Annotated in this window: 11 protein-coding genes; 3 read left to right on the top strand and 8 right to left on the bottom strand. The window is 71.2% G+C overall.

Annotation, left to right across the window (positions count from 1 at the left end):
• Positions 1-73: 73 nt before the first annotated feature.
• From ACFYV1_RS21040 to ACFYV1_RS21030, 3 genes are read left to right on the top strand one after another with little or no spacing between them, the layout of a single operon-like run.
• Positions 74-355 (top strand): hypothetical protein, encoded by a 282-nt coding sequence (locus ACFYV1_RS21040; RefSeq protein ID WP_389397035.1) that lies wholly within the window; start codon positions 74-76, stop codon positions 353-355.
• Between the two features lie 10 nt (positions 356-365).
• A complete protein-coding gene (malQ, locus tag ACFYV1_RS21035) occupies positions 366-2,702 on the top strand; it encodes a 4-alpha-glucanotransferase (protein ID WP_389397034.1) in 2,337 nt (778 codons plus the stop codon).
• Between the two features lie 21 nt (positions 2,703-2,723).
• Positions 2,724-2,954, top strand: coding sequence for a hypothetical protein (locus ACFYV1_RS21030; protein ID WP_389397033.1), 231 nt, complete (start codon positions 2,724-2,726; stop codon positions 2,952-2,954).
• Between the two features lie 718 nt (positions 2,955-3,672).
• Here ACFYV1_RS21030 and ACFYV1_RS21025 read toward each other — a convergent pair.
• The 8 genes from ACFYV1_RS21025 to pepN form a co-directional block, all read right to left on the bottom strand.
• On the bottom strand, positions 3,673-5,031 hold the full coding sequence (locus tag ACFYV1_RS21025) for a cytochrome P450 (protein ID WP_389397032.1): 1,359 nt from the start codon (positions 5,029-5,031) through the stop codon (positions 3,673-3,675).
• A 24-nt stretch (positions 5,032-5,055) separates the two neighbouring features.
• Positions 5,056-6,150 carry a selina-4(15),7(11)-diene synthase gene (locus tag ACFYV1_RS21020; RefSeq protein WP_389397031.1) on the bottom strand — a complete coding sequence of 365 codons (1,095 nt, stop codon included), beginning with the start codon at positions 6,148-6,150 and terminating at the stop codon, positions 5,056-5,058.
• 170 nt (positions 6,151-6,320) lie between these two features.
• A complete protein-coding gene (locus tag ACFYV1_RS21015) occupies positions 6,321-7,754 on the bottom strand; it encodes a cytochrome P450 (protein ID WP_389397030.1) in 1,434 nt (477 codons plus the stop codon).
• Positions 7,751-8,371, bottom strand: a complete 621-nt coding sequence (locus tag ACFYV1_RS21010; RefSeq protein ID WP_389397029.1) for an ATP/GTP-binding protein — start codon at positions 8,369-8,371, stop codon at positions 7,751-7,753. The genes ACFYV1_RS21015 and ACFYV1_RS21010 overlap by 4 nt, the downstream gene beginning before the upstream one ends.
• Positions 8,352-8,711: a DUF742 domain-containing protein gene (locus ACFYV1_RS21005; RefSeq protein ID WP_389397028.1), complete on the bottom strand. Its 360-nt coding sequence runs from the start codon at positions 8,709-8,711 to the stop codon at positions 8,352-8,354. The genes ACFYV1_RS21010 and ACFYV1_RS21005 overlap by 20 nt, the downstream gene beginning before the upstream one ends.
• On the bottom strand, positions 8,708-9,124 hold the full coding sequence (locus tag ACFYV1_RS21000; protein WP_389397027.1) for a roadblock/LC7 domain-containing protein: 417 nt from the start codon (positions 9,122-9,124) through the stop codon (positions 8,708-8,710). Before ACFYV1_RS21000 ends, ACFYV1_RS21005 begins: the two co-directional genes overlap by 4 nt.
• Positions 9,121-10,695 carry a sensor histidine kinase gene (locus ACFYV1_RS20995; protein WP_389397292.1) on the bottom strand — a complete coding sequence of 525 codons (1,575 nt, stop codon included), beginning with the start codon at positions 10,693-10,695 and terminating at the stop codon, positions 9,121-9,123. The genes ACFYV1_RS21000 and ACFYV1_RS20995 overlap by 4 nt, the downstream gene beginning before the upstream one ends.
• Before the next feature lie 240 nt (positions 10,696-10,935).
• The gene (gene pepN / locus ACFYV1_RS20990) at positions 10,936-13,515 is read right to left on the bottom strand and encodes an aminopeptidase N (protein WP_389397026.1); all 2,580 of its coding nucleotides are present in this window, start codon (positions 13,513-13,515) and stop codon (positions 10,936-10,938) included.
• Positions 13,516-13,536: the final 21 nt, after the last annotated feature.

Below are 13,536 nucleotides of genomic sequence, written 5' to 3'. Positions count from 1 at the left end.
ATCGTGTACGTCTGCGGTCCCGCCCGTTGGGTAGGGCTGCTGTGACCCCTCATGTCAGCTTGGAGTGATCGAAGTGGCCGCATCCGCACACCTGCTGCTCTCCGCCCTGTCCAAACAGGTTCCCGGCCAGGTTCCCGGCCCGTCCAAACCTGCCGCGAGTGCCTGCCCGCTCGCACACGAGGTTCCGCTCACCAGCGAGCCGCCGTTCGCCTGCGACGTTCCGCTCACGAGCGAGCCCCCCCTCGCTCACGCCGCCCCCCTCACCAGCGAGCCGCCGCTCGCCGACATCGCGCCTCTCACCAGCGAGCCGACCGCTCACGGCACGGCGGGCGGTGCGGAGTCGCCAGGAGTCTGAAGGAGTCCGTATGGGCCTTGCCCGGCTTGCCGAGCTGCACGGAGTCGCCACCACGTTCTCGCCGTCCGAGGGCGTCACCGTCGCGGTCCCGGACGCCACTGTCGTGGCCGTTCTCGCCGCGCTCGACATCGACGCGTCCACGCCGGAGGCGGTGCGGGCGGCGCTCGACCGGGCCGAGCGCGCGGCCACGGAGCGGCTGTTGCCGCGCACGGTGGTCGTGTGGCAGGGCCCGGACGGCCAGGGGCCGGGGCTTCCTCCGGAGCTGAGCGTCCTGCCGGGCGGGACGGTGCTCCGTGTGGCGCTGGAGTCGGGGGAGGAACTCTCCTGGACCGCCCCACCGGAAAATCCCCGCGCCGCCCCCGACACCGACGCCGCCCCCGATACCGACACCGACGCCGACGCCGCCCCGGACGTCGACCCCGACGCCGGCGTCGAGCCCGTGCGGCTGCGCCTGGGCGTCCCCGGCACGGCTCCCGCTCGCCCGCCCCGAGGGCTTGCCACGCCGGACCACCCACCCCAGGGGCCTGCCGCCCCGGATCACTGGGACCCGGAGGCCGAGGACGGCGATGCGGACCCCGCGCCGTGGCCGCAACTGCCGCTCGGTGTCCACCGGTTGAGCGCGGACGCGCCGGACGGGCGCTCCGCCCGGGCCACCCTCGTCGTCGCCCCGGACGGCGCCCCCGGCCTCGAAGGGCGATCGCACGGCTTCCTGGTCCAGCTCTACTCCCTTCTGTCCGCCCGCTCCTGGGGCATGGGCGACCTGGGCGATCTCGCCGAACTCGCCACCTGGTCGGGACGCGCCCTCGGCGCGTCCTTCGTCCAGGTGAACCCGTTGCACGCCGGCGTACCCGGGGCGCCCACCGACCCCTCCCCGTACCGCCCCTCCTCCCGCCGCTTCCCGGACCCCGTCCATCTGCGCGTCGAGGACGTCCCCGAGTACGGGTACGCGGCCCCGCCCGCCCGTCGGCGGCTGGAGGAGTTGCGTGACAAGGGGGCGGAGCTGCGTGAATCGGTGCTCGCCAAGGGTGCGTTGATCGACCGCGACGCGGTCTGGGAGCTCAAGCGCGAGGCGCTGGAGATCGTGCACCGCATCCCCCTCGGTCCGGGACGCCACGCCGCCTACTGCGCCTTCCTCGCCGAGCAGGGCCGCGCGCTGGAGGACCACGCCACCTGGTGCGCGCTGGCCGAGGTGCACGGCTCCCAGTGGCACGACTGGCCGGCCGGCCTGCGTGACCCCCGCTCACCGGAGACGGCGGCGGCCAGGACCGAGCTGACCGACCGGGTCGACTTCCACAGCCGGCTGGTCTGGCTGACCGACGAACAGCTGGCCGCCGCCGGACGGGCGGCACGAGAGGCCGGGATGCGGGTCGGCATCGTCCACGACCTCGCCGTCGGGGTCCATCCCGGCGGCTCCGACGCATGGGCGCAGCAGGACGCGTTCGCCGCGGGCATGTCGGTCGGCGCCCCGCCCGACGCGTTCAACGCCCACGGTCAGGACTGGGGGCTGCCGCCCTGGCGGCCGGATGCCCTGGCGGCGTCGGACTACGCCCCGTACCGGGGACTCCTGCGCGGCATCCTGCGCAACGCGGGCGCCCTGCGCATCGATCATGTGATGGGTCTGTTCCGGCTCTGGTGGGTACCGGCGGGCAGCCCCCCGACCGAAGGCGCCTATGTGCGGTACGACGCGGAGGCGATGCTCGCGGTCCTCGTCCTCGAAGCGCACCGTGCGGACGCCGTCGTCATAGGGGAGGACCTGGGCACCGTCGAGCCCGGAGTGCGTGAGGCGCTTTCCCGGCGGGGCGTGCTCGGCACCTCCGTGCTCTGGTTCGAGCGGGACTGGGACGGCGACCGGCGGCCGCTGCCGCCCGCCAAGTGGCGCGAGGGCTGCGTCGCCACCGCCACCACCCACGATCTGCCGTCCACGGCGGCCCGGCTGACCGGCGGCCATGTGGAGCTGCGCCACCGGCTGGGCCTGCTGGGCCGTCCTCTGGAGGAGGAACGCACCGAGGACACGGCGGACGTGACCGAGTGGCTCGCCCTGCTCGGCGACCTCGGTCTGCTGCCCGAAGGCGCGGACGACGAGGAGGGCGGGATCCGTGCCGTCTACCGCTATCTGCTGCGCACACCGGCCCGGATGGTCGGCATCTGGCTGCCGGACACGGTGGGCGACCGCCGGCCGCAGAACCTGCCGGGCACCTGGGACCAGTACCCGAACTGGCGGCTGCCCGTGTCCGACGCCGAGGGGCGCCCCGTGGGCCTCGAGGAGCTTGCCGCCTCACCCCGGCTGCACCGCCTGCTGGAGGTCTTCGCGGCCCGTACGGCACCCCCGGACGCGCGGCCGTCATAGCCGTTCGCTACGTTGGGGACCGTGGACAAGAAGAACGCCTTGCGCGCCGGCGCCGTCGCGGCCGGTACGACGCTGATGATGCTGCTCATGTCGTCCCCCGCGCTTGCGCTCACCCCGGACGACGGCGACGACCCGGGTCCCGGCCTGAGCGTGGTCGAGACCCTCGGCCTGTACGTGGTGGCGCCGATCGCCCTGTTCGCGGTGATCGCGGGCCTGGTGATGGTGCTCGACAAGTCCAGGAAGCAGAGCTGACACAGGACTGATCGCGTCCTGACGGCGCCCGGGTGTGCGATGCGCCCTGGGCGCCTTTGTCATGCCCGAAGTCCTGGCGGCCCCGAGTCCTGGCGGCCCCGAGTCCTGGCGGCACCAACCTGGCGGCCCGGAGACCCCGGTGCCCCGGTGTCCGTGGCCGGGGCGCGTGCTGTCCGTCCCGGTGGCCGTGGCCCGGCGGCCCGTCTGCCCTCCGGCGTTCCGCCCGCGCCGCGCCTTCGGCTCCTTCAACAACCCGTCGAATGCATTCGACGGCCCTGACGCCCTCTCCGTGTGACGGCCGTGCCGGCACGGCGTCGGCCGTGTGTGCCGAGCACCAAGGCCTCGAGGTCCGTCCATGGAGGCGCACGCGCCCTCGGCCAGTGACCCGCCGGGTTCGCCCTGGTGCCGCTGCTCGGCGACTCTCGGACGCGGCACCGCCGGCCCGGCCCTCCGCCGGCCCGGCCCTCCGCCGGCCCGCTAATGCCCGCGGTCGGCGGATCCGTGCCCTCGAACCGTGGATCCTCGGTGGCAGCGGGCCATGGTTCGAAAGCACCCACCGCCTGGGGAACCGTCGGCTTGGTGGACGCCGGGACGAGGGCGCTCTGGTGCCCCGGACGAAGGCGGAGCGCCGGGACCGGAGCCGCGCCGGACCGCCAGCACCACATGGCCGTGGCGGCGGTCCGGCGCGGCTTTGAGTCTGCGCCCGTCCTGTCCCCGGTCAGGCCTCGCGGGGCAGGACCTTCATGGGCATGCGGTCCGGGTGGGCCACGGCTGAGGCGACCTCCTTGGGCGTGTGGCCCGGGACGGGGCGAAGCTGCCACCGGGCGAGCACCGTCGCGAGGGCGATGGTCGCCTCGGTCCACACGAAGGAGTCGCCGATGCACTTCCGGTTGCCCGCGCCGAACGGAATGTACGCCTGGCGAGTGATCTCGCCGCGGCGCTCCGGCAGCCAGCGGTCGGGATCGAAGCGGTCCGGCTCGTCGTAGAGCGCCGGGTCCCGGTGCATCGCGTAGAGACTGAAGCCGACCTCCGTGCCCACCGGGAGAAGGTGGCCGCCCAGTTCGACGGGCGCGGTGGTGCGGCGCATCAGCATGGTGACGCCGTGGAGGCGGATCACCTCGTCGAGCACGCGGCGTACGGCCACGAGCTTCGGGACGTCCTCGACGGCGACGGGACGGTCGCCGACGACCTCCCTGATCTCGGCCACCAGCTCCGCCTCGACACGCGGGTGCAGGGCCAGTTGGTGGAAGGTCCAGGACAGGGTCGACGCCGTGGTCTCCGCGCCGGCGAAGAGGATCGTGCTCAGCTCGTCCCGCACCTCGGTGTCGGTGAGGGACTCGCCCGTCTCCGAGTCCCGGGCGGCGAGCAGTACGGAGAGAAGGTCGTTGTGCTCGCTCGGTCCGGCGCTGCGGGTGGTGGCGACCACCTCGTCTATCACAGAGCGCAGTCGGGCCGCGGCGGCGTCGAACTCGCGGTTGGGGCGGATCGGAAAACGGTCCAGGAACTTGGGGGACGCGGCGCGTATCAGCAGGTTCTGCAGAACCACCGGCAGGTTCTCCCGAATGGCGACCACCGCCGGCTGCCCGATGTCGGTGGAGAAGAGCGTCGTGGCCAGTGTCTCGATGGCGAACTTCGCCATCGCCTGCTCCATCTCGATCTCTTGTCCCGCCGTCCAGGAGTCCGCGAGCGCACGGGCGTTGGAGCTCATCGCCTCCGCGTACGCGGTGATCCGCTGTGGATGGAACATCGGCTGGATGAGCCTGCGGTGCCTGCGGTGCACCTCACCGTCGGCCGTGGCGAGGCCGTCGCCCGCGAGCGGCCGCAGCCGGTCGAAGAAGCGGCCCTTCTCGAAGCTGCGGGCCTGGCGCACGGTGACCTCGTGGATCAGCTCCGCGGAGGTGGCCACGTACATGGGCATGGTGCCGAGGTTCACCCGGACCAGGTCACCGCTCGCCCGCAGGGACCTGAGGAAGCCGAGCGGGTCACGCCACAGTTTCAGGGCATGGCCGAGGAGCGGCACCGCGCCGGGAGCGACGGGCACCGACTGCAATGCGGCTGGCTGCGTTCCGACTGACACCGGACCATCCTTTGCTGTAGGCGTCTACACGCTTTGCTCGACCGGACGGCGACCGGTCGGCCGCGCGGCACGCGCGGGCACGAGCTCCCACCACCAGGCGATGGCGGGGATGTCCAGTGGTTCGTGGCGGTCGTCCGTGGGGGTGTCCCTGAAGGCCGGGGGCAGGTCCGCCGGGTCGTCCGGTGTCGTGTAGCGCACGGAGCTGATGCCCCAGTCCTGGGCGCCGCGGATGAAACTGGAGAGACTGCGCAGGTACTGCCGCAACTGCGGGCTGCCCTCCGCCGACAGTTTCTCGGTCAGGCGCAGGTACAGGCACATCACGCGGTCCCGCTGGGCTATCGCCGTGTTCAGGGCCTCCTTCGTGGACGCCCCCTGCTGTTCCAGCACCCGCAGGGCGTTGAGGTAGTAGCCCTGTGACCTGCGCTCCTTGTGGTGGGAGAAGATGTCGTTGTCCCAGGTGATGACGAACGACGCCATCTCGGCGGCTGCGCGTACCGCCCTGCTGTCGCGCTCGTGCGGCTGGAGCTCGTAGCCGTACCCCATCTCCAGCAGCGGCAGAACCACGGACGTGGCGCCGTCGTAAAGGCGCATGAGGGTGTAGTCGTTGAGGTCGGGAACCGTGCCCGCACGCCGGTGCGCGGCCTCCCAGACGACGGAGAAGAAGTACTCGCCCAGGGCGTCCACCCAGCGGGCCGCCTGACCGGCGGTCCCGTAGCGGTCGACCCGCGTCCGCAGGTCGCGCAGGCCGGCGGCCAGCGTGTCGTCCTGCATCATCGGCGCCTCGGGGTTCTGCGCCACGCGGATCAGGCGGTGCAGAAGACCGGCCAGCTCGCCGGGCCGGTGGCCGAGTTCGCCCTCCTCGCAGTGGCCGTCGTCGACGCCGAACAGCCACAGGACGAAGTCCGCGAGAAGGGAGACGACTTCCTCCCGCCCTTCGGGCAGGATGCGTGCGGAGAAGGTGCCGATCGCCTGGGTGACGAGTTTGCCGCGCAGTTCGTCCGAGCCGATACGAAACGTTTCTGCCCAGGCCGCCGTCTGTACATCGATGTCGGCGTGGCTGGGGTGGATCGCCGGTGGGATGGGAGAGAAGATCGGCGGAACGGACAACTCGGGCTCCACGGCGGCCTGCCTCTCGATGTCGGTGTGCCCTGTGTCGACGCCCGTTGGTACGTCTGACCCGCACTCCGATACTGATCAACTATCGCGCATAGTACTCAGCCCGATTGGCCGATCCAATCGGATGATCTCCTCGTGAACCGGCCACATCGGGTCGTGTGCGACGGAACGCTTCAGGAACGCCGCAGTGACTTCCACCACGGGGTCCGCCCTGATTCCTGGGCCGACAGGGCATCCGGTGCGGGCCGCGGGACGACCGGCACGGTCGCCGGCAGCGGACCCGGCATGGTCGAGGCGAGCTCGTCGGGCTGCTGTGCGGTGCCCCGGCCCTTCCTCAGCGGCGGGGCGAACCGCACCGGCAGGGAGACCAGTCGCTGGGACAACCACGCGGCACTGGAGCGCAGTTCCGTCTCGGGGACGCCGAGCTGCAGATCAGGCAGCCGGGCGAGGAGAGTGTCGATCCCCGTGTCCGCGATGGCGCGGCCGATGTCCTGGCCGGGACACTCGTGCGGGCCGCTGCTGAAGGCGAGATGAGCCCGGTTCCCGAGCAGTGGCCTGTTCGGATCGGGCCGGATCGCCGGATCCACGTTGCCCGCCGCGAGGCCCAGCAGCAGCATGTCGCCGCCGCTGATCTGCTTGCCACCGAGCACGGTGTCGCCCGTGGCCCAGCGCCCCGTGACCGCGGAGAGCGGCGGCTCGTCCCACAGGACCTGCTCCAGGGCGTCGGGCAGCGTCATGTGTCCGCCGGCCAGGTTCGCACGGAAGCGCCTGTCGGTGAGTACCAGGCGCAGGGTGTTGCCGATCAGGTTGACCGTGGTCTCGTTCGCGGCGACGAGGACGAGCCGAAGGTGCTCCATGACCTCGTCGTCGGTGAGGCCGGCCTCGTGTCCGATCAGCCGGCTCGTGAAGTCACGGCCCGGCTCGGCCTTCTTCCTGGCGGTCAGAGTCCGCAGCGTGTCGACGACGAAATCGTTGCTCGCGAGGGCCGTCTCGCTGCCCTTCATCAGGTCCAGCGCCGCGTCCACCAGCCCCGGCCCGTACTCCTCCGGCATGCCGAGCAGCTGGGTCATCACCAGCATCGGCAGCTTCTCAGCGAAATCGCCGATCAGGTCCGCCTGCCCGGTCGCGGCGAAGGAGTCCACCAGCTGGTTCGTGTACCGGATCACATAGCGTCGGATACCGCGCCGGTCGAACTGCTCGAGTCCGTCCCGTACCGCCGACCGCAGGCGCTCGTGTTCGGCGCCGTCGGCGAAGACGCAGATGGGCTGCCAGCCCACCATGGGCAGGAGCGGGGAGTCCTGGCCGACCCGGCCCTGCTGGAACATGGACCACAGCCGGGAGTTGTTGGAGAACCGCGACGGCGAACGCATCACCTCGAGGTTCTCCCGGTGCCCCAGCACCAGCCACGCCGGCAGGTCCCCGTGCAGCAGCACCGGTGCCACCGCGCCGTGCTCCCTGCGCAGGAGCTCGTACATCGCACGCGGATCCGACTCCGCCTCCGGCCCGTACAACCGGCGCAGCGCGTTCGGCGCCATGCCGTGGGCCGGGCACCCCGGCGGCGGGACGGGGGCCGTGGGGGCGGAGCCGTCGGGGGCGGGAGTGGTCATGACGCCTCCTGCGTCGTGGCAAGGGTCTGGAGATAGCGCATGAGCGTCATCAGGACGTCCCGGCTGGAGCCGCGCTGCCGCGCGTCGCACAGCACGATCGGCACCGACGCCGGCAGGTCCAGTGCGGCGCGCAGCTCCTCGAGAGGGTGTTCCGGTGCGTCGGGGAAGGTGTTGACGGCGACCACGAACGGCACGCCGCGTTCCTCGAGCCGCCCGATGACGTCGAAACTCACCTCGAGCCGACGGGTGTCGACGAGTACGACGGCGCCCAGCGCGCCCTCGAACAGGCCACGCCAGAGGAACCAGAAACGTTCCTGGCCCGGAGTGCCGAACAGGTACAGCACCAGCTCCTCGTTGATGCTGATGCGGCCGAAGTCCATCGCGACGGTGGTGGAGGTCTTGCGCTCCACACCGTGGGTGTCGTCGACGCCGACCCCGGCCTGGGTCATCGTCTCCTCCGTCGTCAGCGGCCTGATCTCGCTCACCGAACCGACGAGAGTCGTCTTGCCGACGCCGAATCCACCCACGATGACCACCTTGACGGCCGCCGTGGCCGTCTCCGGCAGCACGTCCTCGCTCCGCGGGCCGACGGCCTGCTCAGAGCTTTTGAAGTCCATCGATCACTGCCTCTATCAAAGCGCGGTCGGGGAGACGGGCGGCCTGGACGGGTGCGCGTGCCAGCACCTTGTCCTCGGCCAGGAGATCGCTGAGCAGCACGGTCACGACGCTCACGGGGAGGCCGAGGTAGGCGGAGATCTCGGCCACGGAGAGCGGTGCCTGGCAGATACGGATGATCGCCGCGTGCTCCGGCTGCATTCCGGGTGCGGGACCCGACCTGGCCACGATCAGGGTGACCAGGTCGAGCTCGGTGGGCGAGGACGATCCGCTGCGGCCGCCGGTGATGACGTAGAGCCGCTCGGGACTGCCTTCTTCCCAGTCCTCGCCCGCGTTGCTCACGCGGTCTGTCCCTCGTGCCGCGGCTGCGTGCTCAGGTGCTCTCCGATCCGCAGCACGAGATCCCGCATCCGCTGGCCCATCAGCCCGGCGTCCACTCCTTCGTCGGCCAGCACCGCGAGGTACGCGCCCGCCCCCGCCGCCATCAGATAGAAGAAGCCGCCGTCCATCTCGATGACGACCAGGCGCATCTGCCCGGCGCCGTGCGGCAGTTCGGAGGCGACGGCGGCCGCCAGGCTCTGCAGCCCCGCGCAGGCGGCGGCCAGCCGGTCGGCGGTGTCGGTGTCCCCGCCGTACTGGGCCATGCGCAGACCGTCGGCGGACAGGACGACGACGTTTCTGGTCTGCGGAACGCCCTCCGCCAGGTCCTTGAGCATCCAGTCCATGTTGGTCTGGTTGGACTGCCGCTGAATCATGGCTGCTTGTTCCCCTTGCTTGGCTGGGTGGTGTCACCGGACAGGCCGCTCTGGAACGCGGCCAGCCACATTCCGGGCTGCACCGGCGCTGCGGCCCCGTCCTCCGAGGCGGCGGAGGGAGGACCGGACGCTGCGGACGCGGCGGGGACCCCGTCCCCGGCGGTCATCGCGGACGCAGCTGACGCGGCGGGCGTCTCCGGTGCGGCGGGTACGGTCGCGCGGGTCTTGCGGCGCCGCTGCGGCAGCCCGTTCGCTGTGCGTTCCGTCACCACTGGTACGTCGTCTCCGGCCAGGGCCGCCGCAGGAACGGAGGCCGAAGGAACAGCGGCCGCAGGGACAGCGGCCGCTGCCGGGACCGAGGCCGTCGGACCGGTGACCGGCCTCGGCAGCCGCTCGTAGGTGTTCGAATCAGCCGCGCGAGGCCCGGAGGAGGTGCCGATGCCGTGCGCGAGACCGGTCGCGGAGGAGGTCGTGGTGATCAGATCCTGCGGTACGACGAGCACCGCCCGTACGCCGCCGTACGCGGACGAGCGAAGCGAGACCTGGAAGCCGTACGCCTGGGCGAGCCGGCCGACCACCGCGAGGCCGAGACGCGGGGTCTCGCCCAGGTCGTTGACATCGATTCCCTGCTGCGCCTGGCGGAGCATCCGCTCGGCCCGCAGGCGGGCCTCCTCGCTCATGCTGACGCCGCCGTCCTCGATCTCGATGGCGATGCCCGACTGCACGTCGACAGCGGTCAGATGCACCTTCGTCTGCGGCGGCGAGTAACGGGTGGCGTTGTCGAGCAGCTCGGACAGCGCGTGGATCAGCGGCTCGACGGCGGTGCCGACGACGGCGACCTCCGAGACCGAGTGCAGCTCCACCCGCTGGTAGTCGAGGATCCGCGACATGGCACCGCGCAGCACGCTGTACAGGGGTACGGCCCTGCTCCACTGACGGCCCGGGCGGGCGCCGCCGAGCACGGCGATGGAGTCCGCGAGCCGGCCGATGAGAGCCGTGCCGTGGTCGATCCGGAGCAGGTCGCCGAAGACGCTCGGGTTCCGGCCGTGCCGGTCCTCCATCTCCCGCAGTTCCTGCGCCTGCTGGTGGACGATGGCCTGAACGCGGCGGGCGATGTTCACGAACGCGCGCTGGGCGGACTCGCGCAGGTCCTCCTCCGCGCTCACCGCCTCGACGACCGAGCGGAGCACAGCCCGGTGTTCGGCCGGGGCGTCGATCGACGACAGCACGTCCTCGGGGAACTCGCCCTTGCGGAGCTGTTCCACGACCTGGGGCAGCAGGTCGCCGGTGAGCCGGGTGGTCTCGGCGGCCTGCCGTGCGATGGCCTCGTCCTGCTCGGCGACGGTCCGCCGCAGCCGGGCCACCGTTCTGCCGCGTCGCATGACCTCGGCGCACGCGGCGGTGACCGTGACGACCGCGACGACGCAGATCGCGGCCACGACGGTGCGGGCCGAAGCGGAGACCAGGGAGACGGCCGCGATCGCGGCCGCGACGGTCGCGGCGACGGAGAGCTGCCAGACAAGGCGGGCCGGCGGTCGCGGACTTCCGGTCGACGTTCCCTGTCGAACCATCAGCATCCTCAGAATCGTACGGTGGAAGATCTTTATGACGACGGGCCGGAGCATATCCCGGTCTGGACCACCGGTTTGACGGCGGGTCATGTCCCTGACGCGAACTGTGCGGCGGTAAATGGCAACAGGGCACGCCGAGTTCACCCACCGGGTATTGACAGGACGCCCCGGCACCGGGGCGTCGCAAAGGCGCCCCGGAACCGTGACGGTTCCGGGGCGCCCCTGTGGAGAGGAAGCGGACTACTCCGCCGCGGCGTCCGCGGCCTGGGCCTTCAGCGCGCGTTCGACACCCGCGCGCGACTCCGAGACCAGCCGGCGCAGCGCCGCGTTCGGCTCGGCGGACGAGAGCCACGCGTCCGTCGCGTCCAGCGTCTCCTGCGACACGAGCAGCGCCGGGTACAGACCGATCGCGACCTGCTGCGCCATCTCGTGGCTGCGGGAGTCCCACACGCCCTTGACCGCCGCGAAGTACTTCTCGGCGTACGGCGCGAGCAGTTCACGCTGGTCGGTCTGGACGAAACCGGCGATCACCGACTCCTGCACGGCGTTCGGGAGCTTGTCGCTCTCGACGACGGAGGCCCATGCGTCGGCCTTCGCCTCCGGCGTGGGCCGTGCCGCCCGCGCGGTCGCGGCGTGGCGCTCACCGGCGGCCGTCCTGTCCCGCTCGTACTCGCCCGCGATGTCGTCCTCGTCGAAGACGCCCACAGCGGCGAGCCGTTCCACGAACGCCCAGCGCAGCTCGGTGTCCACGGCCAGGCCCTCGACCGTCTCCGTACCGTCCAGCAGCGCCTGCAGCAGGTCCAGCTGCTGCGGGGTGCGCGCGGTCGCGGCGAACGCCCGCGCCCACGCCAGCTGGTGGTCACTGGCCGGCTCCGCCGCGCGCAGGTGCGCCAGCGTCGCGTCCGTCCACCGGGTGAGACCGGTCTCGCGCCAGGCGGGCGCCGCGTAGAGGTCGATGGCCAGCTTGACCTGCCGGTGCAGCGACTGCACGACGCCGATGTCGGACTCCTTGCCGATCCCGGACAGGACCAGCGCCAGGTAGTCGCGGGTGGCGAGCTCGCCGTCGCGGGTCATGTCCCAGGCCGAGGCCCAGCACAGCGCGCGCGGCAGGGACTCGGTGAAGTCGCCCAGGTGCTCGGTGACGTTCTTCAGCGAGACCTCGTCGAGGCGGACCTTCGCGTACGACAGGTCGTCGTCGTTGAGGAGGACGACGGCGGGACGTGTCTGCCCCACCAGCCCGGGGACCTCGGTCAGCTCGCCGTCGACATCGAGCTCCACGCGCTCGCGGCGCACCAGCTTCCCGGCACCGTCCAGGTCGTACAGGCCGATCGCGATGCGGTGCGGCCGCAGCACCGGCTCGCCCTTGGCGCCCGCGGGGAGCGCCGGGGCCTCCTGCTTCACGGCGAACGCGGTGATGACGCCGCTGTCGTCCGTGCTGATCTCGGGGCGCAGGATGTTGATGCCGGCCGTCTCCAGCCATGCCTTCGACCAGGTCTTCAGGTCCCGGCCGCTGGTCTTCTCCAGCGCGCCCAGCAGGTCGGACAGACGGGTGTTGCCGAACGCGTGCGCCTTGAAGTACGCCTGCACGCCCTGGAAGAACTCGTCCATGCCGACGTAGGCGACGAGCTGCTTGAGAACCGATGCACCCTTGGCGTACGTGATGCCGTCGAAGTTCACCAGGACGTCATCGAGGTCGCGGATCTCGGCCATGATCGGGTGCGTCGACGGCAGCTGGTCCTGCCGGTACGCCCAGGTCTTCATCGAGTTCGCGAACGTGGTCCACGAGTGCGGCCACCTGGAGCCCGGCGCGTACGCCTGGCAGGCGATCGACGTGTACGTGGCGAACGACTCGTTCAGCCACAGGTCGTTCCACCACTCCATGGTGACGAGGTCGCCGAACCACATGTGCGCGAGCTCGTGCAGGATGGTCTCCGCCCGCACCTCGTACGCCGCGTCCGTCACCTTGGAGCGGAAGACGTACTGGTCGCGGATGGTGACGGCGCCCGCGTTCTCCATCGCGCCGGCGTTGAACTCCGGCACGAACAGCTGGTCGTACTTGGCGAACGGGTACGCGTAGTCGAACTTCTCCTGGAACCAGTCGAAGCCCTGCCGGGTGACGTCGAAGATCGCGTCGGCGTCCAGGTACTCGGACAGCGACGGACGGCAGTAGATGCCGAGCGGCACGGACTGCCCGTCCTTCTCGTACGAACTGTGGACGCTGTGGTACGGGCCGACGATCAGTGCCGTGATGTACGTCGAGATCCGCGGCGTCGGCTCGAAGCGCCAGACGTTGCCGTCGGGGCCCTCCGGCTCGGGCGTCGGAGAGTTCGAGACGACCGTCCAGCCCTCGGGGGCCTTCACCGTGAACGCGAAGGTCGCCTTCAGGTCCGGCTGCTCGAAGCTCGCGAAGACGCGACGCGCGTCCGGCACCTCGAACTGCGTGTAGAGGTACGCCTGCTGGTCCACCGGGTCGACGAAGCGGTGCAGCCCCTCGCCGCTGTTCGTGTACGAGCAGTCGGCGACGACCTTCAGTTCGTTGTCGCCCTCGCGCAGATGCTTCAGCGCGATCCGCGAGTCGCGGAAGACCGCGGCCACGTCCAGCGACTTCCCGTTCAGCACCACGTCGTGGACCGCGGGTGCGACCAGGTCGATGAACGTCTCCGCGTTCGCCTCCCCGGACGCGAAGCGCACGGTTGTCTCGGACCGGTAGGTCCCGCCTTCCTGCGCCCCGGAGAGATCGAGGTCGATCTCGTACGAGTCAACGGTGAGCAGGCGCGCACGCTGCTGCGCCTCTTCACGGGTCAGGTTTGTGCCAGGCACCCGGTCATCTCCTCGGTTGTG

This window comes from Streptomyces sp. NPDC003023 (assembly GCF_042888225.1).
GTDB lineage: Bacteria > Actinomycetota > Actinomycetes > Streptomycetales > Streptomycetaceae > Streptomyces.
Note: the sequence above shows the minus strand (reverse complement) of the source record. Positions and strands in the feature narration are given on the sequence as shown.